Below are 19,883 nucleotides of genomic sequence, written 5' to 3' on the forward strand. Positions count from 1 at the left end.
TTCGGGCGGGCTGGCCTGAGGCCGGTCGATCCGGCTAAGTTCGCCTCGGTTTGATTTCGGGGCGGAAATGATCACGGTTCATCATCTGGATTTCTCACGATCCCATCGCGTGCTGTGGCTCCTGGAAGAGTTCGGCCTCACCTATGAGCTGGTCCGCTACAAGCGCGACGCAAACTTCAAGGCGCCTCCGGCCCTGGCGGCCATACACCCTTTGGGGAAGTCGCCGGTGATCCAGGACGGCGCGCTCACGCTGGCCGAATCCGCCGTCATCCTGGAGTACATCAACACCCGCTACGGGGGCGGGCGCCTCGCGCCGCCGCCCGGAAGCGATGCCTATTTCGTCCATGAGGAATGGCTGCAATTCGTCGAGAGCACGGCGGCCTTTCCCATCATGATGACGCGGATCGGGGCGTTGACGGGCGGCCTCTCCGAGCGGATGGCGCAGTTTGTCAGCCCGGTGCTTCAGAAGACGCTGGATTATATCTCCAGTGCCGTGAGCACGGGCGCGTATCTGTCCGGCGATCGCTTCCAACTCGCGGACATCCAGATGGCCTATCCCCTGGAAATCGCCAGCTATGGCGGGATGCTGGGCGCGTATCCGCAGCTGACGGAATATCTGGATCGCCTGAAGGCGCGCCCTGCTTTTGAGCGGGCCGTCGAGAAGGGCGGACCCATGATGCCGCCGAAATAGAGCCGCGGCACGCGCGGCTCTCAGCAGCCGGAGGGTAGCCGGTCCAGCAGGCGGTTCACATGGCCCATCTTGCGGCCCGGCCGCGCCTCGTCCTTGCCGTAGAGGTGGAGGTGGGCGGCCGGGTCCGCCAGGAAGCGCTGCCAGTTGTCCACGTCGTCGCCGATGAGGTTGATCATCTCCACCCGGCCGAGCCGGGCGGTGTCGCCCAAAGGCCAGCCGGCGATGGCGCGCACATGCTGCTCGAACTGGCTGGTGATGGCCCCGTCCATGGTCCAATGGCCGGAATTGTGCACCCGTGGGGCGATCTCGTTGACGATCACCCGCTCGTTCATGCCGCGCTCGGCCACGAACAGCTCCACCGCCAGCACGCCCACATATTCCAGCGCGCCGGCGATGCGGCAGGCGATGCCGCGTGCCTCCCGGTCCGCGTCCGGCGTGAGGGCCGCGGGCACGGTGGAGGTGTGGAGGATGTGGTCGCGATGGACATTCTCGGTCACGTCATAGGCCGCGAACGCCCCGTCCTCGCGCCGCGCCGCCACCACCGAGACCTCCCGGCGGAAGGTGACGAACCCTTCCAGGACGGCGCTCTGCGCGCCGATGGCCTCCCAGGCGGCCGCAAGGTCGTCTCCGGGGCGGATGGTCATCTGGCCCTTGCCGTCATAGCCGAAGCGGCGCGTCTTCAGCACGGCGGGCAGGCCGATCCGCGCCACCGCGTCCTCGAGCCCGGCAAGGTCGTCCACGGCGGCGAAAGGGGCGGTCTCGATGCCGAGGTCGCGGATGAAGGTCTTTTCCGCGAGCCGGTCCTGCGCCACGGCCAGCGCCCGCGCGCCGGGGCGCACCGGCACCCGGCCTGACAGGAACTCGGCGGTGGTGAGGGGGACGTTCTCGAATTCGTAGGTGACGACATCGCTCATCCGCGCCAGCTCAGCGAGGGCCGCCTCGTCGTCATAGGCCGCGCAGATATGGCCGGCGGCCACCTGGAAGGCGGGGCTGTCCTCGTCGGGGCAGAGGATGTGGGTCTTCAGGCCGAGTTGCGCGCAGGAGAGCGCAATCATGCGGCCGAGCTGGCCGCCGCCGAGGATGCCGATGGTCGCGCCGGGTTTCAACATGAGTGTCAGGACGGCCGCTCCGCGACGCTTTCCGTGCGCGCCAGGCGCCAGGCATCGAGCCGGCTGGCCAGCGCCTCGTCGTGAAGCGCCAGCACGGCGGCGGCGAGCAAGGCGGCATTGATGGCGCCGGGCTTGCCGATGGCGAGGGTGCCCACGGGCACGCCGGCCGGCATCTGGACGATGGAATGCAGGCTGTCGACGCCCGAGAGCGCCTTTGATTCCACAGGCACGCCGAAGACGGGCAGGGGCGTGAGCGCCGCCACCATGCCCGGCAGGTGCGCCGCGCCGCCGGCACCGGCGATGATGACGCTGAAGCCAGCATCCTTCGCGCCCTTGGCGAACGCGAACATGCGCTCGGGCGTGCGATGAGCCGAGACGATGCGCACGTCGCAGGGCACTTCCAGCGCTTCGAGCATTTCGACAGCGTGGCGCATGGTCTCCCAGTCGGACTGGCTGCCCATGATGACGGCCACCGGCCGCGATCCCATTCGTCCTACCCCTGAAAAACGGAAAGCGCGGCTTTATAGGATCAGCGCTGCTACGGCAAGGGGAATGCCGCTTTCACCGCCACCGGCGATGCAACCACAGCCATTGGGCGGGATATTCACGCACCCAATCCTCGATGACCGAGGTGACCGCCTGCATGGCGCCCTGCACGTCGATCTTGCCCTCGCTGTCGCGGGGCAGGGGCACTTCCTCGGTGATCTCGATGCGGAACCGGCCCTTGGGCAGGCGGATCACCCTCATGCCGTGCACCGGGCAGTCGAACTGGCGGGCGAGACGGGCGAGGGTGGGGTTGGTGGCGGCGGGGCGGCCGAAGAAGCGCACCTCGACGCCCTGGCCCCAATGCTGGTCCACCAGCATGCCGATATGCTGGCCTTCTTCCAGCATGCGCGCCATCTGGCGGCCGGCATTGCGGCTCGCTTTCACGAGGCCGGGCATGGTGTCGGCGCGCATCTGGGCGATGAGGTCGGCCGCCTTCTTGATGTTGGGTGCGCGGTAGAGCACGCCGCCCTCCACCCCGAGCTTCCCGCCAGTGATGGCGTTCAGCTCCCAATTGCCGGTGTGGGCGGTGAAGAACAAAGCCGGGCGCCCGTCGTCCCTGAGGCGCGCCATGATGTCGGCGCCGACGATCTCGATGCGCCCGTCGTTCGGATGCTTGGGGTCATAGTCCCAGATGCGGTCGAGATGGGCGAACTCGGCCGCCATGCGCCCGAGATTGTCCCACACCCCCACCACGATCCACCAGATCTCCGCCGGGCTCTTCTCCGGGAAGGCGGCGCGCAGATTGCGCCGCGCGGTGCCGCTGACCACGAAGAACGGGCCGCAGAGCTTCGCGAGGGTCGAGATGATGGTGGAGGACCAGGAGATGGGGAACAGCCGCGACCACCAGACCAGCCCCCGCAGGGTGCCGACGACGATGGTCTCCCACACCGGCGCGAGCATTGCGCGCGCGCGGCGCGCGAACCGCACCCAAGTGGCCTTCAGCGGCGACACGGTCTAATCCCCAGCCCCCGCGCCGTCAGAAGCCGACGACGATCTTGCCGAACACTTTTCGGCTCTCCAGGCGCTCCAGCCCGTCGTTGAACCTTTCCAGCGGCACCACGGTGTCGATCACCGGCTTCACGCCCCGGCCCATCTTCTCCAGCCCGTTCGCCACATTGCGGATAGTGGCGCCGAACGAGCCCATGATGTGGTACTGGCGCTGGAACAGCTGCATCAGGTTCATGTTCACCGACACGCCTGACGTGGAGCCGCAGGTGACAAGCCGGCCGCCGGGCTTCATGCAGAGCAGCGAGCCGTTCCACGTATCCGCGCCCACATGCTCGAACACCACGTCCACGCCCACCTTCTTGGTGATCTTGCGGACTTCGTGCTCGAAGCGGTCGGTGCGGTAATTGATGACGTGGTCGGCGCCCAGCACTTCCGCCTTGATGGCCTTCTCGTCGTCGCCCACCGTGGTGATGACGGTGGCGCCCACATCCTTGGCGAGCCGGATGGCGGCCGAGCCGATGCCGGAGCCGCCGGCATGGACCAGCACCGTCTCGCCTTCTTCAAGCTTGGCATTGTCGAACAGCATGTGCTCGACAGTCGAGAAGGTGATGCCGGCGCAGGCCGCTTCCTCGAATTCAACGCCCGCGGGGGCGGGGATGACGAGGCGCTCGGGCATGTTGATCACGTCGCGGGCGAAGCCGTCGATGTGGAAGCCCAGCACGCCGCCCACGTTCTCGCACAGATTGTCGCGGCCCTTCAGGCAGTTCTTGCAGTGGCCGCAGGTCATGGCGCCGTACATGGCGACCGTCTGGCCCACCTTCAGCCCGCGCACGTCCGCGCCCAGCGCCACGATCTCGCCGGCGGCTTCCGCGCCCACCACGAGGGGCATCTTGCGCTTGGCGAAGGCCATGCCGCGCCAGCCCCAGACATCGATATGGTTCAGGGCGAGGGCTTTGATCCGGACCTGCACCTCGCCCGCGCCGGGGGCGGGGGGCTCGGGCATGTCGACGATTTCGAGCTTGCGGTCGGAGACGAGCTGGAGGGCGCGCATTTTTGTCCTTGGGTCTCAGCGATGGGCGGCGAGCTGGGCCGAAAGGCCTCCGTCCACCGGGATCACGGCGCCGGTGATATAGCCTGCCCCTGGGGAGAAAAGAAACGCCGCCACCTGCGCCACGTCGTCAGGCGTCGCGAATCGGCCGGCGGGAATCTGCGCCGCCATGCGGTCGCGGTGGTCGGCATATTTGGCCAGCATGGCCGTGTCGATGAAGCCGGGAGCGATATAGTTCACCGTCACCCCGCGCCGGGCCGTCTCCACCGCAAGGCCCCGCACATGGGCCAGCAAGGCGGCCTTGGAGGCGGCATAGGCGACATTGCCCTGGTTTGCGAGCAGCGCCGCCACCGAGCCGATGGCGACGATCCGGCCTTCTCTGGCGCGGGTCATGGGGCGCACCAAGGCGCGGGCGATGCGCACGAAGGTGAAGTGGTTCACCTGCATCACCGCCTCGGCCTTGTCCTGGTCCACCATGGCTGCGAGCGTGTCGTAGGACATGCCGGCATTGTGGCAGAAGCCGAAATAGGGGCCGTCCTCGGCCTCCAGTCCCTCGGCGAAGGTCTCCACCGCCGCGCGGTCGGCGAGGTCCACGGGCAGGGCGATGGGATTTGCGCCGGGACGGGCCGCGCGCAGCTCATCCACCAGCGCCTCGGCTTCGGCGCCCGCGCTGCGATAGGTGAAGGTCACGTCGAAGCCCGCCGCACCGGCCGCCCGCACGATGGCCGCACCGAGCCCGCGCCCGCCGCCGGTGACGAGGATGCGCTTGGTCATGCGGGCGCGTTCCCGCGGTGAGAGTTCCCTCCCCCCTTGCGGGGGAGGGGTAGGGAGGGGGGTGAAACGGGATCCGCTAGATCGCTGGCATCAGGAGAAGTGGAGAGGGCATACCCCCCTCCCCAGCCCTCCCCCGCAAGGGGGGAGGGGGAAACCTGATGGGAAACACCCCTCACGCCGGCTCCCCTGCCAGCACGAGGCTCACATTCTGCCCGCCGAAGCCGAAGGAGTTGGAGATCACCCGGCGCACCGTCGCATCGCGGGCGACGTTGGGCACCACGTCCAGCGGGATGGCCGGGTCGGGCACGTTGTAATTGATGGTGGGCGGAATGCGGCTGTTGGCGATGGTGAGCAGCGAGAAGGCCGCCTCGATGGCGCCGGCCGCCGTCAGGGTATGGCCGATCATGGACTTGTTGGACGAGCACGGGATGCCCGCCAGCACCTCCTCGCCGAACGCCGCCTTCAGGCCCACATACTCCATCTTGTCGTTTTCCGGCGTCGAGGTGCCGTGGGCGTTGATGTAGTCGATGTCCTCCGGCGTCACGCTGGCATCGGCGAGCGCATTCTTCACGCAGCCGATGATGGGCTTGCCGTCCGGGCTCGAGCGGGTGCGGTGGAAATTGTCCGCCATCTCGCCGCAGCCTTCCACCACGCCGAGAATGCGGGCGCCGCGCGCCGTGGCGTGCTCCAGGCTCTCCAGCACCAAGGCTGCCGCGCCCTCGGCCATCACGAAGCCGTCGCGGTTCTTGGCGAAGGGCCGGGCGGCCTCCGCAGGCTTCTCATTGTTGGTGGTGAGGGCGGAGAGCAGCGAGAAGCGGATCAGTGCCTCGGGATGCACCGAGCCGTCGGTGCCGAGCGAGAGGGCGACATCACATTCCCCGCGCCGGATCGCCTCGACGCCGAGCTGGATGGCTGTGCCGCCGGAGGCGCAGGCGGTGGAAAGCGAGATAGGCTGGCCCTGGGTGCCGAAGCGGTCGGCGAGCCGGTCCGCCACCGAGCCGAACAGGAAGCGCTCATGCCAGGGGCTGAACTTGCCCGAGGCGGCGGAGGTGAGAAGGTCGCGATAGGCCAAGGGCCGCTCGGGGGCGTTGTCCGCGAGCTTGAACTTTTCCGGCCATTCCATCTCCACCGGCGGAACGGCAGCGAAGAGCGGGCCGGGGAATGAGCCCTTGGAGCCGATTCCCGCCTCGCTGATGGCCTCCTCGGCCGCAAGCGTGGCAAGGCGCTCTGACAGATCAGGCGCGGGCACCCGCTCGTCGAACAGGAAGTCCACCGTGCCGGCGATGGTGGTGCGCATGCCCTCGATGGGGAAGCGGGTAATGGTGTGGATGCCGCTCTCGCCTGCCGTCAGCCGTCGCCAGTTCTCCGCCTTGCCCTGGCCGAGGGAGGAGACGATGCCGATGCCGGTGACGACGACGATGGGGCGTCCGTGCTTGTCCGTATGCGCCATGGGGCAACTCCTGATCCTGCGGCGCCCCGCCCGGCGCGTCCTTCCCGCTCTATTTAGTTTATCGCGCGGAAAACGCGACCCCGGCTAAGGGGTCAAACTTCAGCTCAGCTGATCTTCTCGACCAGCCCGGCACCTTCGCCGCGCCAGTGGCCCACGCCCGTCACGAGGACGCGCTCCACCGGGCCGGTACCGGTCTCGATGGGATCGCCGGCCAGCGCCGGGAACAGGCTGCCGCGCGAGACGGTGAGCGCGGCGAGCGCCAATGCGGCCGGAAACTGGGCCTCGAAGCCGTGGCCGATGCGGTTCGCCACCGCACGGACCGGCAGCCCGGATGCCTTCAGCGCCTTGGCCTCCGCCTCGGTCGCGCCCCGCGCGCCGGTGGCGCCGGAGAGCACGGCAGCATTGCCCGCCTTCTTCACGAAGCCGGCCACCTTCGCGGCGACGCTGCCTTCCTCATCCCGCTTTGCCCGCTCCGACCACACGCCGGAGAGCTTGGCGATGGGCGTCGCGCCACGTGCGGTGGCATGCTCGGGCGATTCCAGCACCAGGAAGGCGCCCATGGAGCCGGAGGGGATGCCCGGCGCGTCAGGTCCCGAGAAGACGGGGCGGAAGCTGCCGGTCATGCAGAAATCGTTGAGCGCGTAGAGGAGCAGCATGTCCTCGCGCTCGGCATTGTAGGCGCCGCCCACGAGGCCGATCTCGCTCTGGCCGGCGGCGATGCGGGAATAGCCGACGCGCACTGCGTCCACGCCCGAGCTTTCCTCGCCCATGAAGGTGCGGGACGAGCCGGTGACGCCGTGGACGATGGAGATGTTGCCCGCCAGCAGGTTGGAGAGCTGCGCCAAGGAGAGGGTGGGGCGCAGGTCCGAGAGCAGGCGCTCGTTCAGCTGCCGCCCGGCATCGTTGGAGGCGATGAGGTCGTTGAGGATCGCCGTGTCCACCTGATGGTCGCGCTCGCCGCCGCCCGCGCCCACCACCATGTCGGTGCGGCCGAGAATGTCGGCATTCTTGGAGATGCCGGCGCTATCCAGCGCGAGGCCCGCCGTATAGGTGCCGATGCGCTGCCAGGTCTCCATCTGGCGCTGGTCGCCCTTCTTGGGGATCTGGCTGTCATAGGTCAGCTTGACCAGCGGGTGCACCACGTAGGGCGCGAAGCGCTCGGCGTCGGTCACCGGCGCCTGGCCGGCCGAGAGCGCCTCCCAATGGGCGTCCAGCCCCTCGCCGAGCGAGGAGACGAGGCCGATGCCGGTGATCCAGACGTCGCGCTTTGTGCCCTCAGGCATCGACATAATCCGCGAGCGGGAACTGCACGTGCTCGGCCACCTTCAAAACGGTGCCCTTCATGCGGCCCTCGGGCCAGGAGAGCACGCGGAAGGTCAGCTCCGCATTGCAGATGGGCTTGCCGTCCAGCATGGCGTGGGTCTTGGCGACCACGAAGCCGGAGCCCTCGTGCAGGATCTCGGAATGCAGGTCGAGATTCTGCCCCGGCACCACGAAGGTGCGCAGCTTCGCTTCCTTCACGGTGGCGAGGAAGGGCATCTTGTCGAAGCGGTTGCGGGCGAGCACCAGCCAGCCGGTGGTCTGGGCCATGGCCTCGATCAGCAGCACGCCGGGCATGATGGGGTAGCCGGGAAAGTGACCTTCGAAGATCGAGCTTTCCTCGGGCACGAGCCCCTGGCAATGAATGGTCTTGAGCGCCGGGTCGATCGCCACGACCCGGTCCACCATCTTGAAAACTTCAGGACGCATTCGCTCCGTCCGGCCTCATGCCGTCTTCGCAGCGACCAATTCGTCGATGCGTGCGCAGAGATTCTTGAGCACGAAATACTGCTCGGTGGTGGCCTTGCCGTCGTTCACTTCCTGGGTCCACTGCTCAAGCGGCAGCTTGATGCCGAACGCCTTGTCGATGGCGAAGGCGATATCCAGGAAGTCCAGGCTGTCGATCCCGAGATCGTCGATGGCGTGGCTTTCCTGGGTAATGGTATCCCGGGGAATGTCGCACGTCTCGGCGATGATATTGGCGACCGTATCGAACGTCGAAGACATGCATGCGCCTCTATGGTGCTCGGCCATGTTGCGCGCGACCGGCTCGCGCATGCGAGGGCTGCGGGCACGGCCGAGGGACGGCCGACCGGCCCCTTCGGATAATCGAGCGCCCCTATAGCGAAGGTGGCCTGAGGTTTCAATGGCAAGGCGGCGCGGCCATTCGTCGAAACGTCACGCAAGCCTGCCGTTTCGGCATTCAGCCGCGCAGGATCTCCCCCAGCGCCTCCACCAGCCGCTCGCATTGCGCGTCCGTGCCGACGGTGATGCGCAGGAAGTCTTCGATTCTATCGCGGCGGAAGTGCCGCACGAGAATCGCCTTGTCCCGCAGCTTCTGGGCCAAGTCCGCTCCTGCGGTGCCGGGATGCCGCACGAACAGAAAGTTGGCGGTGGAGGGGAGAACCTCGAAACCCAGTGTTTCCAAGCGTTCGGCAAGCTTCTCGCGCGAGGCGATGACGTGCGCGCGCGTCTTGTCGAACCAGGCCGTGTCCTCGATGGCGGCGGTGGCCCCCACCAGCGCGAGGCGGTCGAGGGGGTAGGAGTTGAAGCTGTCCTTCACCCGCACCAGCGCCTCGATGAGGTGTGCCTGCCCGATGGCGAAGCCCACCCGGAGGCCCGCCAGGGAACGGGATTTCGACAGCGTCTGGACCACCAGAAGATTGGGATGGCGCGCCACCAGCGGAATCGCACTTTCACCCCCGAAATCCACATAGGCCTCGTCCACCACCACCACCTGGTCGGGGTGATCGGCGAGCAGCGACTCGATTTCGGCGCGGGAGAGACCGATGCCGGTGGGGGCATTGGGATTGGGCAGGATGATGCCGCCGCAGGGACGGTCATAGTCCGAGACGCGGATTCGCAGGCCCTCATCCAGCGGGATTTCCCCATGGGAAATGCCGTAGAGGCCGCAATAGACCGGGTAGAAGCTGTAGGTGATGTCCGGGAACAGCAGCGGGGCGTCGTGCTTCAGCAGCGCCTGGAAGGCGTGCGCCAGCACCTCGTCGGAGCCGTTGCCGACAAACACCTCGTCCTCTCCCACCCCGAAATGGCGCGCGATGGCCGCGCGCAGCACCGTGCCGGTGGGGTCCGGATAGAGCCGCAGTGATTCGGCCTCGCGGGCGATGGCCTCGGCGACGCGCGGGGAGGGGGGATAGGGGTTCTCGTTGGTGTTCAGCTTGACCAGCCCCTCGATCCGCGGCTGCTCGCCGGGGACGTAGGGGGTCAGCGTGTCAACGACGGGGCTCCAGAAACGGCTCATCTTTGGACTCTGAACTTCGCGTGCGCCGGGGGTTTAGCACGGCGCACGCGAAGGGGTGAGGGGCCGCGAGACGACTATTCAGCCGGAACCGAATGCCTCTGGATGCCTTCCGTGCGGTATTCGCCCCACGCCTGCCGCAGGATCTGGACCGATGACGTGAGGAAGATGCCGGCCATGATGGCTGCCACCAGCAAATCGGGCCACGCCGTGGTGGTGCCCCACACGCCTAGGGCCGCAACCACGACGATGACGTTGCCGATCGCGTCGTTGCGCGAGCACAGCCAGACCGAGCGCACATTGGCGTCGCCGTCTTTGTAGGGCCGCAGCAGCAGGACCGAGGCGAGGTTGGCCGCCAGCGCCAGCAGGCCGACCGCGCCCATCACCTCCGCCTTCGGGAGGCCGAGGATAAGAGTGTGATAGAGGGTCGAGCCGAACACCCACAGCGCCATCAGCGACAGCGAGAGGCCCTTGGCGAGGGCCGCGGTGGCGCGCGTCCTCTCGCTGGCGCCGATGACGGCAAGCGAAAGACCGTAGGTCACGGTGTCGGCGAGGAAGTCCAGCGCGTCGGCCTTGAGCGCCTGCGAGCCCGCAAGCTGCCCCGCCAGCATTTCGCCGAGGAACATGGCGCCGTTGATGCCGATGACAGTCCAGAGGATGGCCTTGTACCGAGGGTCCACGCCGTCGAAGACCGGCACGCCCTTGGCGCAGCAGGAATCGACGTGCACGGGCGGCGCGGACTGCTCCGGCAGTTGAAGCGCCGGCGGGGCGCAGCACGTGTCTTCTCTCTTGCAGCAGCTATCAGCCATCGGGTGACGTCCTCCTGTCCAGGAGATACACTCTCTAGTGACTAGAGGTTCAAGGGCCATGGCAGACATTTCCATTGGCGAGCTGGCACGGCGCACGAGCGTGAAGGTGCCGACGATCCGCTTCTACGAGCAGGTGGGCCTGCTTCCCGCTCCGGTGCGCACCGAGGGTCGGCAGCGCCGCTATGGCGCGACGGCGGTGGCGCGGCTGAACTTCATCCGCCATGCGCGCGAGCTTGGCTTCGAGCTACCGGCCGTGCGCGAGTTGCTGTCGCTGAGCGAGCAGCCGGAGCGCTCTTGCATTGAGGTGGACCGCATCGCGCGCCGCCATGTGGAGGACATCAACCGCCGCATTGCCCGGCTCGTCGCCCTGCGCGGCGAGCTGGAAAGCTCGCTCGATGCATGCGGGCACGGGCGGGTTGCCGAGTGCCGGGTGATCGAGGCTTTGGCCGACCAGACCGCGCAGCCCTGACACCAATGAAAAAGCCGCCCGCCTGAGGCGGACGGCCTTGGACGCGAACGCCTGAGGCGTCCTAGAGCGCCCGCCCCCCGTCCACCATGATGATGGAGCCGGTGGAATACTTGAGCGTGGTGGCGCAGGCGATGATGGCGTCGGCCACGTCGCCGGCGGTCGCGATGCGCTTCAGCGGGATGGTGGCGGATACCTTCTCGTTGAAGGAGGCATCGCGGCCGGGCACGAAGTCCGTGTCCACCACGCCGGGGGAGACCGCCATGACACGCACGGCCGGGGCGAGCGCCCGCGCCAGCGACTTGGTCATGACGTCGATGCCGGCTTTGACCGCGCAATAGGCGATGTTCGAGCCGACGCCGTTGGTCCCGGCGATGGAGGAGACGTTCACGATGAGCCCGTCGCCGCTCTCCTTCAGGAGCGGGGCGAAGGATCGCACGGCGGCGAAGCTGCCGCGCCAGTTCACCGCGAACATGCGGTCGATGAGTTCATCGTCCAGCGCGTCGAGGTCCACATGCTTGACGGCCTTGGTGAAGCCGGCGGCATTGACCAGGATGTGGAGCGCGCCGTGGCGCGCCTTCATGGTTTCCGCAAGGCGGGCGAGGGAGGCCGAATCCTCCACCGCCGCCTCTTCCGCGGCGTGACCCGCGCCGGGCAGGCGCGCGACCAGCGCCCGCGCGTCTTCGGCGCGCGAGCGGTAGGTCACGGTCACGCTGGCGCCGAGCGCGGCGAGGCGCTCGGCGGTGGCCGATCCGATCCCGCCGGAGCCGCCCACCACGAGGGCGATGCGGCCGGCAAGGGGGAGGGCGTCGCTCATTTCTTCAGGCCGAGGATGGCGCGGGCCTCATCGGGGGTGGCAAGCTCGCCGCCCAGATCGTCGATGATGCGCGCGGCCTTCTCCACCTGCTGGGCATTGCTCTTGGCGAGCTCGCCGCGGCGGATCTGCACGCCGTCCTCGAAGCCGCAGCGCACATGGGCGCCGAGCGTCCAGGCGGCGGCCACCATGGGGAACATCATGCGGCCGATGCCGAAGGCTGCCCAATGGGCGTTCTCGGGCAGGAGCGACTTGGCGAACACCAGGGTCTCCACCGTGCCGGGGAAGCCGTAGCGGATGCCGGTGACGATCTGGAACAGCGCGGGCTCCTCGAGCACGCCGTCCTTGATCAGCTGCTTGGCGAGCTGGATGTCGCCCGTGTCGAACACTTCCAGCTCCGGCTTGGAGCCGGCTTCCTTCATGGCGTTGGCCATGATGGTCACGTTCTTGGGGGAGTTGATGACGCAGCTGTCGCCCGACCACATGGTGTTGAGGTCGAGGGTGCAGATCTCCGGCTTGAGGGCCAGGATGTGCTCCACGCGCTTCTCGGGGGCCATCAGCGTGGTGCCGGGGCCGAACACCTTCGGGTCTTCCGCGCCGGGCACGAAGCGCTGGCCGGGGCCGGTGGTGAGGTTGATGACGAGGCCGCAGCCGGAATCGCGGATGCGGTCCACCACCTCGCGATAGTGCTCCAGCTCCATGCTCGGCTTGCCGTTGTCGTAGCGCACATGGATGTGCGCGACGGCGGCGCCGGCCTTGCACGATTCGATGGCGGCGTTGGCGATCTGCTCCGGCGTGCAGGGCAGGCCGGGATGCTGAGCCAACGTCGTCTGGTTTCCAGTCACCGCGACGGTGAGGATTGTCTTACCCACTTCCAGCGTCTCCTGCTGAGCTGCTGCCGCGAGGCGTACGGCAGCTTGACATATGTAAACGACTGTTTACGGTAAACATACGTTTGAATACGTCAAGGCCGGATCGCCTTGTGGGGAGCGAAATCGCAATGTCGTCGGAACCGCCGCGCCTCGTGGAAGCGGGCGAAGCACAGCAGGAGGACCGGTTCGCCGACATCCGCCCGGTGCTGGCCGGGCTGACGCCGCGCGAGCGGATTCTGGTGGTGGCCGAGCGCATGTTCGCCGATGAGGGCCTCGCCGCCGTCAGCGTGCGTGGCATCACCGCCGCCGCGCAGGTTAACCTTGCTTCGCTACATTATCATTTCGGCTCGAAGGAAAACCTTCTGGAGGCCATCTTCGAGGCGCGGGCCAAGCCCATCGCCGACGAGCGCATGCGCATGCTGGCGCTGTGCCGCGAGGAGCCCGGCCGCCCGCCGCTGCTGGAGCAATTGCTCGCCGCCTTCCTCCTTCCCGCCTTGACGCTGGGCGTCGAGCCGCGCTTCGGCGGCCCGGCCTTCGCGCGGCTGCGGGCCCGGCTCGGCTCGGAAACGGAGAAAGTCTCCAAGCGCATCCTCGCCAAGGCGTTCGATGAGAGCAGCAAGGCCTTCATGGTGGCGCTGGGCGAGGCGCTGCCGGAGCTGACCCCCGCCGAACTGGCGTGGCGCTTCCATTTCCTCTTGGGCACCATGGTCTACACTATGGCCTATAGCGGCCGCATCCAGAGCCTGACCGATGCCTGCGACCCGAGCGACGGGCGGGCGGCGCTGGCGCATCTCGTGCCGTTCCTCGCCGCAGGCTTCCGCGCGCCCCTCGTCAACGACACCGCCCAACCGCCGACCGGGGACATCCTTGGCTAGTCCTGCCGGACGGCGGGCGGGGGCAAGCGGCGGCGCGCCCAAGATTTTCGACCAGTGTTGAGTTCAACGAAGGACTGCTGAAGCATGACTAAGACCGTTGCGAAGCCGATCACCATGAAGGCCATCGAAGAGGCCGCCGAAGAGCTCAAGAACTGGGGCAAGTGGGGTCCGGAAGACCATATCGGCACGCTCAACTACGTGACGCCCGAGGACGTCAAGCGCGCCGCCACCCTGGTGCGCACCGGCAAGGTGTTTTCGCTGGCCATCGACTTCGACAATAAGGGCCCGCAGGGCGGCAAGACCAAGTTCCCGCCGGTCGGCCGCTTCAACCCCGTCCACACCATGCTGCGCACGGGCACGGACGCCTATTCCGGCATCCTCGACAAGCGCGGCATCCGCTCCGCCGACGACCTCGTCCTGCTGCCGCTCCAGGCGGCGACCCATTGGGACGGCCTCGGCCACATCTTCTACAAGGACTATATGTGGAACGGCTATGATTGCCGTGAAGTGTCGTCCTTCGGCGCGGCCAAGGCCGGCATCGAGCATGTGCGCGACAAGATGGTGGGCCGCGGCGTCCTCCTCGACATCGCCCGTCATCTCGGCGTCGAGTGCCTAGAAGACGGCTTCGCCATCACCAACGAGATCCTCGACGCCGCCTGCAAGTCGCAGAACGTGACCGTCGGCCGTGGCGACTTCCTGCTCATCCGCACCGGCCAGATGGCCAAGCAGAAGACGCTGGGCCACTGGGACGGCTATCCCGGCGGCGACGCGCCGGGCCTCGCCTTCGAGACCCTCTACTGGCTCCACGAGAAGCAGGTCGCGGCCATCGCCACCGACACCTGGGGCGTGGAAGTGCGTCCCAATGACAGCGATGCCAACCAGCCCTGGCACTGGATCTGCATCCCCATCATGGGCCTGACCATGGGCGAGATCTTCTTCCTGGACGAGCTTGCCGCCGCCTGCGCGGGCGACAAGACCTACGACTTCATGTTCGTGGCGCCGACCCTGCCCATCACGGGCGCCGTGGGCGGCCCCGTGAACCCCATGGCGATCCGCTGATCGCCCGAGCCCGCCCGGCGTGCGGTGCGGGCTCCAGGACAGCCAGGAGTAGTACGGACATAATGTCCGTGCTGCTCCTCCGGAAAGACTGTCATCGAAGGAAGAAACGCGCCCCGGAGCACGCGCAGAGACAGATGTGCCCCATGAATTCACTCTGAGGAATGACGACATGTCTGACGCTTCAAACGGCTCCGATGCCAAGAAGGGGATTAGCCGCCGCAGCGCCCTGACCCTGGTCGCCGCTGCGCTGGCCACGCCCGCTCTGGTCCGCTCCGCCCACGCTGCGGGATATCCCGAGCGCTTCATCACCTTCATTGTGCCGTTCGCCCCCGGCGGCCCCACGGATGTCATGGCGCGCGTCGTGGCCGCCGCGCTCGGCGAGAAGCTCGGCCAGTCCATCGTGATCGAGAATCGCGGCGGCGCCGGCGGCAATATCGGCATCGGCATGGCGGCTCGCTCCGCGCCGGACGGCTACACCATGCTGCTCACCTCGAGCGCCTATGTGGTGAACCCGAGCCTCTACAAGAATGTCCCCTACGATTATAAGAAGGACTTCCTGCCGATCTCGAACCTCGGCTCGTCGCCGAACGTGTTCGTCGCGCACCCGCAGGCCGGCATCAAGACGCTGGCTGACCTGATCAAGCAGGCGAAGGCCGAGCCGGGCAAACTCTCCTATGCCAGCCCCGGCGCCGGCACCACGCCCCATCTCGCCATGGAGCTTCTGAAGAAGCGCGCGGACATCGACATCCTGCACGTTCCTTACACCGGTGCCGGCCCGGCCATGCAGGCGGTGCTGGGCAACCAGGTGCCGCTGGCCTCCACTGCGCTGCCGCCCGCCCACCCGCAGATCAAGTCGGGCAAGGTGATCGGTATCGCCGAAACCGGCGCCGAGCGCTGGTTCGACCTGCCGGACCTACCGACCGTGATGGAATCCGGCTTCCCCGATTTCGAATCCGAGACCTTCCAGGCGCTGTTCGCCCCCGCGGGCACGCCCCAGGCCGTCATCGACAAGATGTCGACCTCGGTGATCGAGGTGCTGAAGCGCCCGGACGTCAAGGACAAGCTGGCCAAGGCGGGCTTCGGCGTGCTGGCGCAGGGCCCGGCCGAGCTGCAGGCCGTGGTCGACAAGGAAGTGCCCATGTGGGGCGCCCTCATCAAGTCGAGCGGCATCGCCCTCGACTGAGGCCGATCGAAACGAGCCGGGCGCCTGAGGGCGCCCGGTTTTCTCTTTGCACGACGGTTCGGCCCCTCCGGAAAGAAGACCAACAAGCCGGGCGCAACGCGCGGGGCAGGGGCGGTTTGGACGACAATCAGGAGGAAGGCGCCATGAGGACGGTTACGGTGACCGCCGAGACACGCATGTTTGGAAAGATCTACCGGCGGATAGCGTCCGGTATCGCGGCTGGGGCCTTCGCGCTGCTCGCTGGTGCTGCGCCCACGCTCGCCGCGGATTTTCCCACCCGCCCCATCACCATCATCGTGCCCTTCGCGCCCGGCGGCCCGACGGACCTCATTGCCCGCGTGCTGGGCGAGGGGCTGCAGAAGCGACTGGGGCAGGCGATCGTCATCGACAACCGGCCCGGCGCGGCCGGCAATACCGGCATGGGCGTTGCCGCCCGCGCGACGCCGGACGGCTACACGCTGCTGCTCACCTCCACCTCGATCTCGGTCAATGCGGCGATCTTCGAGAAGATCCCCTACGACCCCATCAAGGATTTCATCCCGATCTCGGAGCTGGTGAACTCGCCCAACGTGTTCATCGTGAAGGCGGATGCCGGCATCAAGACGCTGCCCGAGCTGGTGGCAAAGATCAAAGCGGCGCCGGGCACCTTCAATTATTCGAGCCCGGGCGCCGGCACCAAGTCGCAGATGTCGGGCGAGTGGCTGAAGCTGCTGGAGAAGATCGATTCCACCCATGTGCCGTATCGCGGCGCGGGGCCGGCCACCACCGCCGTGCTCCAGGGCGACGTGCAATATGCCTGCGTGGCGCTGCCGCCGGCGGAGCCGCTCATCAAGTCCGGCCGCCTGGCGGCGCTGGCGGTGACGGGCGCCAAGCGCTGGTTCTCGCTGCCGGATGTGCCGACCATGCTGGAGCTGGGCTATAAGGGCTTCGTCTCCGACACCTTCCAGGCGCTGTTCGCCCCCACCGGCACGCCGGCCGACATCGTGGCGCGCATCACCAAGGAAACGCGCGAGGTGATGGCCGAGGCCTCCACGCTCGAGCATGCCCACAAGCTCGGCTTCGAGATCGTCAACGGCACGCCCGAGCAGCTCGCCAAGCGCGTGGCCGACGAGATCCCGGCGGTGAAGGACATCGTCACCCGCGCCAACATCAAGCCGGAATGAGTTTGATGCCGTCATGGCCGGGCTTGTCCCGCCATCCACGGGGCTCCGCTTGGTTGGAGCTAACGAAGAGACGTGGATGCCCGGGACAAGCCCGGGCATGACGGCTGTGTGATTTCGAAGTTGAAAGCAGGCAAGCGCGATGAGTGCCAGGGAAGGTTTGGATGCGTTCCGCACATTGCTCGGCGAGGCCGGCGTCCTGACGGACACGGACCTCACCGCCCGCTATGTGGTGGACCATCGCGACCTGATCCGAGGCGTGACGCCCGCCGTCCTCAGGCCGAGGACCACCGAAGAGGTTCAGGCGCTGGTGCGCCTCGCCCGCATGCTCGGCTTCGGCCTCGTGCCGCAGGGCGGCAACACCTCCTATGTGGGCGGGGCCACGCCCGATACGAGCGGGCGCCAGCTCGTCGTCAGCCTGGAGCGCATGACGCGCATCCGCGCGGTGGATCCCGCCGGCTTCACCCTCTCGGCGGACGCCGGCGCGGTGCTGGCGGATGCGCAGGCGGCGGCGGACACCCACGGCCTCATGCTCCCGCTCAGCCTCGGCTCGGAGGGGAGTTGCCGGCTCGGCGGCAATGTGGGCACCAATGCGGGCGGGCTCAACGTGCTGCGCTTCGGCATGGCGCGCGACCAGGTGCTCGGCATCGAGGCGGTGCTGGCGGACGGCTCGCTGCTCTCCGACATGCGCACCCTGCGCAAGCACAATGTGGGCTATGACCTCAAACAGCTTTTCATCGGCGGGGAGGGGACGCTCGGCATCGTCACCGGCGTGGTGCTGAAGCTGGTGCCGAAGCCCGTGGCCCACGCCACGGCCTGGGTGCAGATTTCCGACCAGAACGCGCTGTCCGGCATGCTGGCCGAGGTGCGGCGCGAGAGCGCAGACCTCGTCTCCTCCTTCGAATTCATCACCCGCAACTCGCTGGAGCTGGTCTCGGCGCTGGGGCAGGGGGATGCGGGCCTCGCCACCGGCACCGGCGGGGCGGTCATCATCGAACTCTCCGCCTCCTCGCACCGCGTGCCGCTGGACGACCTGCTCGGCTCCATCATCGAGGTGATGATGGAGAAGGGCTGGGTGGAGGACGCCTTCCTCGCCCAGTCCGACCGGCAGCGGCTCGACATGTGGCGCATCCGCGAGACCATCCCGGAAGGTGAGAAGCATGCGGGCGGCTCGGTGAAGCTCGACATCTCCGTGCCGCTCTCAAAGCTCGCGGATTTCCTGGCCCTGGGCGGGGAGGCGGTGCGCCGGCACGATCCCGCCCTCGTGCTCTCGGTCTACGGGCACGTGGGCGACGGCAACATCCACTACAACATCATGGTGCCTAAGGGCGCCGACCGGCTCGCCTTCACCCATGAGGTGGGGGAGGGGCTCGCCCACGAGCTTTACGCCATCGCCGCTTCGCTCGGCGGCAGCTTCAGTGCGGAATACGGCATCGGCCGCATCAAGCGCGACCTTCTGGAGCGCTATGCGGACCCGGTGCGCCTCGGCCTGATGCGGCAGGTGAAGGGCGTGTTCGACCCGGACAATGTGATGAATGCCGGCGCCATGGTGGACCCGGCCTGAAAGGTTCGGTGACGGGAGAAGGGGCCGGCACAAGCCGGCATCGTCTTTCGCACCTTTATTGAGTTCCGGCTCAATGGCGACGGAAACATCCGCGCCCGAGACGGGAAGACGGTTTTCCGAGGAAACGCCAAGAGGAGACGATTCATGAAAAAGCTTTTGTCCGAGCACGCCGTTACGCGACGTCAGACGCTGGCGCTGTTCGGCGCCGGCCTCGCCACGGCGGCGTTCGCCCGCCCTGCATGGGCGGCGGGTTATCCCGAGCGGTTCATCACCTTCATCGTCCCCTTCGCGCCCGGCGGGCCGACCGACGTGATGGCACGCGTGGTGGCCGGGCCGCTGGGCGAGGCGCTGGGCCAGTCGGTGGTGATCGAGAATCGCCCCGGGGCCGGCGGCAATATCGGTATCGGCGTGGCGGCCAAGTCGGCGCCGGACGGCTACACCTTCCTGCTCACCTCTACCGCGTTCGTGGTGAATCCGAGCCTCTACAAATCCGTGCCCTACGAGATCAAGGACTTCGTGCCGATCTCGAACCTCGGCACCTCGCCCAACGTGTTCGTCGCCACGCCCGCCAGCGGCATCACCAGCGTGGCCGACCTTGTGAAGAAGGCAAAGGCGGAGCCGGGCAAGCTCTCTTATGCGAGCCCGGGCGCCGGAACGTCGGCGCACCTGTCGTTCGAGCTGTTCAAGAAGAATGCCGGCATCGACATCGTCCACATCCCGTATTCGGGGGCGGGGCCGGCCATCCAGGGCATCTTGGGAAATCAGGTGCAGCTTGCCTCCGCCGCCGTGCCGCCGGTTCTGCCGCACATCCGCGCCGGCAAGCTCGTCGCCATCGGCGAGACCGGGGCCAAGCGCTGGCCGGACCTGCCGGATACGCCGTCTCTGGTGGAAGCGGGCTATCCTGCGGTGGTGACCGAGAACTTCCAGGCCCTGTTCGCGCCGAAGGGCACGCCGCAGCCCGTCCTGGACAAGATCCTGTCGACGGCCACCGAGGTCCTCAACCGCCCGGACATCAAGGACAAGCTGGCGAAAGCCGGCTTCGGCGTCATCGCCTCGACGCCTGCAGAGCTGCAGGCCATCGTGGACAAGGAAGTGCCCATGTGGCGGGAGCTGGTGAAGAGCACGGGGACTTCGGCGGATTGAGGACGAGGCGAACCTTCTCGTTCATTCCCTCCCCCCTTGCGGGGGAGGGCTAGGGAGGGGGGTGACGCCCTTTC

General features: G+C 67.5%; 21 protein-coding genes. 8 read left to right on the forward strand and 13 right to left on the reverse strand.

Annotated features, from left to right (window positions below):
* Positions 1-67 precede the first annotated feature (67 nt).
* Positions 68-691, forward strand: a complete 624-nt coding sequence (locus ABLE91_RS19145) for a glutathione S-transferase family protein (protein ID WP_348933398.1) — start codon at positions 68-70, stop codon at positions 689-691.
* Positions 692-711: 20 nt separating this feature from the next.
* Here the strand turns inward: ABLE91_RS19145 and ABLE91_RS19150 are convergent, their stop codons facing one another.
* The 11 genes from ABLE91_RS19150 to ABLE91_RS19200 all read right to left on the reverse strand — a co-directional run bounded on the left by ABLE91_RS19150 (position 712) and on the right by ABLE91_RS19200 (position 10,673).
* A complete protein-coding gene (locus tag ABLE91_RS19150) occupies positions 712-1,800 on the reverse strand; it encodes a 5-(carboxyamino)imidazole ribonucleotide synthase (RefSeq protein ID WP_348933399.1) in 1,089 nt (362 codons plus the stop codon).
* A gap of 5 nt (positions 1,801-1,805) precedes the next feature.
* Complete coding sequence (purE, locus tag ABLE91_RS19155) at positions 1,806-2,288, reverse strand: 5-(carboxyamino)imidazole ribonucleotide mutase (RefSeq protein ID WP_348933401.1); 483 nt, start codon at positions 2,286-2,288, stop codon at positions 1,806-1,808.
* Positions 2,289-2,361: 73 nt separating this feature from the next.
* Positions 2,362-3,288, reverse strand: coding sequence for a lipid A biosynthesis lauroyl acyltransferase (locus ABLE91_RS19160; protein ID WP_510181980.1), 927 nt, complete (start codon positions 3,286-3,288; stop codon positions 2,362-2,364).
* 34 nt (positions 3,289-3,322) lie between these two features.
* Complete coding sequence (locus tag ABLE91_RS19165; RefSeq protein WP_348933403.1) at positions 3,323-4,345, reverse strand: zinc-binding dehydrogenase; 1,023 nt, start codon at positions 4,343-4,345, stop codon at positions 3,323-3,325.
* Between the two features lie 15 nt (positions 4,346-4,360).
* Positions 4,361-5,116, reverse strand: a complete 756-nt coding sequence (locus ABLE91_RS19170; RefSeq protein WP_348933404.1) for an SDR family oxidoreductase — start codon at positions 5,114-5,116, stop codon at positions 4,361-4,363.
* Positions 5,117-5,288: 172 nt separating this feature from the next.
* Entirely contained in the window at positions 5,289-6,566 is a 1,278-nt protein-coding gene (locus tag ABLE91_RS19175) for a beta-ketoacyl-ACP synthase (RefSeq protein ID WP_348933405.1), read from the reverse strand.
* Positions 6,567-6,670: 104 nt separating this feature from the next.
* Positions 6,671-7,849, reverse strand: coding sequence for a beta-ketoacyl-ACP synthase (locus tag ABLE91_RS19180; RefSeq protein ID WP_348933406.1), 1,179 nt, complete (start codon positions 7,847-7,849; stop codon positions 6,671-6,673).
* A complete protein-coding gene (locus tag ABLE91_RS19185) occupies positions 7,842-8,315 on the reverse strand; it encodes a 3-hydroxyacyl-ACP dehydratase FabZ family protein (protein ID WP_348933408.1) in 474 nt (157 codons plus the stop codon). The genes ABLE91_RS19180 and ABLE91_RS19185 overlap by 8 nt, the downstream gene beginning before the upstream one ends.
* 15 nt (positions 8,316-8,330) lie before the next feature.
* Positions 8,331-8,612, reverse strand: coding sequence for an acyl carrier protein (locus ABLE91_RS19190; RefSeq protein WP_348933410.1), 282 nt, complete (start codon positions 8,610-8,612; stop codon positions 8,331-8,333).
* A 196-nt stretch (positions 8,613-8,808) separates the two neighbouring features.
* Positions 8,809-9,867, reverse strand: coding sequence for a histidinol-phosphate transaminase (gene hisC / locus ABLE91_RS19195; RefSeq protein WP_348933412.1), 1,059 nt, complete (start codon positions 9,865-9,867; stop codon positions 8,809-8,811).
* A 74-nt stretch (positions 9,868-9,941) separates the two neighbouring features.
* A complete protein-coding gene (locus ABLE91_RS19200) occupies positions 9,942-10,673 on the reverse strand; it encodes a cation efflux transmembrane domain-containing protein (protein ID WP_348933413.1) in 732 nt (243 codons plus the stop codon).
* Positions 10,674-10,731: 58 nt separating this feature from the next.
* On the opposite strand from ABLE91_RS19200, the gene ABLE91_RS19205 reads away from it, so the two are divergent.
* Positions 10,732-11,142: a MerR family transcriptional regulator gene (locus tag ABLE91_RS19205; RefSeq protein ID WP_348933415.1), complete on the forward strand. Its 411-nt coding sequence runs from the start codon at positions 10,732-10,734 to the stop codon at positions 11,140-11,142.
* A 61-nt stretch (positions 11,143-11,203) separates the two neighbouring features.
* On the opposite strand, the gene ABLE91_RS19210 is transcribed toward ABLE91_RS19205, so the two are convergent.
* On the reverse strand, positions 11,204-11,956 hold the full coding sequence (locus ABLE91_RS19210; RefSeq protein ID WP_348933417.1) for an SDR family NAD(P)-dependent oxidoreductase: 753 nt from the start codon (positions 11,954-11,956) through the stop codon (positions 11,204-11,206).
* The gene (locus ABLE91_RS19215; protein WP_348933419.1) at positions 11,953-12,825 is read right to left on the reverse strand and encodes a beta-keto acid cleavage family enzyme; all 873 of its coding nucleotides are present in this window, start codon (positions 12,823-12,825) and stop codon (positions 11,953-11,955) included. The genes ABLE91_RS19210 and ABLE91_RS19215 overlap by 4 nt, the downstream gene beginning before the upstream one ends.
* A 128-nt stretch (positions 12,826-12,953) precedes the next feature.
* Here ABLE91_RS19215 and ABLE91_RS19220 point away from each other — a divergent pair, with 128 nt between their 5' ends.
* The 6 genes from ABLE91_RS19220 (at position 12,954) to ABLE91_RS19245 (ending at position 19,809) form a co-directional block, all read left to right on the forward strand.
* Entirely contained in the window at positions 12,954-13,700 is a 747-nt protein-coding gene (locus ABLE91_RS19220; protein ID WP_348933421.1) for a TetR/AcrR family transcriptional regulator, read from the forward strand.
* An 84-nt stretch (positions 13,701-13,784) separates the two neighbouring features.
* On the forward strand, positions 13,785-14,759 hold the full coding sequence (locus ABLE91_RS19225; protein ID WP_348933423.1) for a cyclase family protein: 975 nt from the start codon (positions 13,785-13,787) through the stop codon (positions 14,757-14,759).
* A 169-nt stretch (positions 14,760-14,928) separates the two neighbouring features.
* The gene (locus ABLE91_RS19230) at positions 14,929-15,942 is read left to right on the forward strand and encodes a Bug family tripartite tricarboxylate transporter substrate binding protein (RefSeq protein WP_348933425.1); all 1,014 of its coding nucleotides are present in this window, start codon (positions 14,929-14,931) and stop codon (positions 15,940-15,942) included.
* Between the two features lie 143 nt (positions 15,943-16,085).
* Positions 16,086-17,105: a Bug family tripartite tricarboxylate transporter substrate binding protein gene (locus ABLE91_RS19235; protein ID WP_348933426.1), complete on the forward strand. Its 1,020-nt coding sequence runs from the start codon at positions 16,086-16,088 to the stop codon at positions 17,103-17,105.
* 139 nt (positions 17,106-17,244) lie between these two features.
* Positions 17,245-18,666, forward strand: coding sequence for an FAD-binding oxidoreductase (locus ABLE91_RS19240; protein WP_348933427.1), 1,422 nt, complete (start codon positions 17,245-17,247; stop codon positions 18,664-18,666).
* Positions 18,667-18,810: 144 nt separating this feature from the next.
* The gene (locus tag ABLE91_RS19245) at positions 18,811-19,809 is read left to right on the forward strand and encodes a Bug family tripartite tricarboxylate transporter substrate binding protein (protein WP_348933429.1); all 999 of its coding nucleotides are present in this window, start codon (positions 18,811-18,813) and stop codon (positions 19,807-19,809) included.
* Positions 19,810-19,883 lie beyond the last annotated feature (74 nt).

Source organism: Aquabacter albus (assembly GCF_040049275.1).
Taxonomy (GTDB): Bacteria; Pseudomonadota; Alphaproteobacteria; order Rhizobiales; family Xanthobacteraceae; genus Aquabacter.

Bases quoted from the DNA above. Each gene is read 5' to 3' on its own strand.
- ABLE91_RS19145 (WP_348933398.1), top strand. From the start codon at position 68: ATGATCACGGTTCATCATCTGGATTTCTCACGATCCCATCGCGTGCTG.
- ABLE91_RS19150 (WP_348933399.1), bottom strand. From the start codon at position 1,800: ATGTTGAAACCCGGCGCGACCATCGGCATCCTCGGCGGCGGCCAGCTC.
- purE (WP_348933401.1), bottom strand. From the start codon at position 2,288: ATGGGATCGCGGCCGGTGGCCGTCATCATGGGCAGCCAGTCCGACTGG.
- ABLE91_RS19165 (WP_348933403.1), bottom strand. From the start codon at position 4,345: ATGCGCGCCCTCCAGCTCGTCTCCGACCGCAAGCTCGAAATCGTCGAC.
- ABLE91_RS19170 (WP_348933404.1), bottom strand. From the start codon at position 5,116: ATGACCAAGCGCATCCTCGTCACCGGCGGCGGGCGCGGGCTCGGTGCG.
- ABLE91_RS19175 (WP_348933405.1), bottom strand. From the start codon at position 6,566: ATGGCGCATACGGACAAGCACGGACGCCCCATCGTCGTCGTCACCGGC.
- ABLE91_RS19180 (WP_348933406.1), bottom strand. From the start codon at position 7,849: ATGCCTGAGGGCACAAAGCGCGACGTCTGGATCACCGGCATCGGCCTC.
- ABLE91_RS19185 (WP_348933408.1), bottom strand. From the start codon at position 8,315: ATGCGTCCTGAAGTTTTCAAGATGGTGGACCGGGTCGTGGCGATCGAC.
- ABLE91_RS19190 (WP_348933410.1), bottom strand. From the start codon at position 8,612: ATGTCTTCGACGTTCGATACGGTCGCCAATATCATCGCCGAGACGTGC.
- hisC (WP_348933412.1), bottom strand. From the start codon at position 9,867: ATGAGCCGTTTCTGGAGCCCCGTCGTTGACACGCTGACCCCCTACGTC.
- ABLE91_RS19200 (WP_348933413.1), bottom strand. From the start codon at position 10,673: ATGGCTGATAGCTGCTGCAAGAGAGAAGACACGTGCTGCGCCCCGCCG.
- ABLE91_RS19205 (WP_348933415.1), top strand. From the start codon at position 10,732: ATGGCAGACATTTCCATTGGCGAGCTGGCACGGCGCACGAGCGTGAAG.
- ABLE91_RS19210 (WP_348933417.1), bottom strand. From the start codon at position 11,956: ATGAGCGACGCCCTCCCCCTTGCCGGCCGCATCGCCCTCGTGGTGGGC.
- ABLE91_RS19220 (WP_348933421.1), top strand. From the start codon at position 12,954: ATGTCGTCGGAACCGCCGCGCCTCGTGGAAGCGGGCGAAGCACAGCAG.
- ABLE91_RS19225 (WP_348933423.1), top strand. From the start codon at position 13,785: ATGACTAAGACCGTTGCGAAGCCGATCACCATGAAGGCCATCGAAGAG.
- ABLE91_RS19230 (WP_348933425.1), top strand. From the start codon at position 14,929: ATGTCTGACGCTTCAAACGGCTCCGATGCCAAGAAGGGGATTAGCCGC.
- ABLE91_RS19235 (WP_348933426.1), top strand. From the start codon at position 16,086: ATGAGGACGGTTACGGTGACCGCCGAGACACGCATGTTTGGAAAGATC.
- ABLE91_RS19240 (WP_348933427.1), top strand. From the start codon at position 17,245: ATGAGTGCCAGGGAAGGTTTGGATGCGTTCCGCACATTGCTCGGCGAG.
- ABLE91_RS19245 (WP_348933429.1), top strand. From the start codon at position 18,811: ATGAAAAAGCTTTTGTCCGAGCACGCCGTTACGCGACGTCAGACGCTG.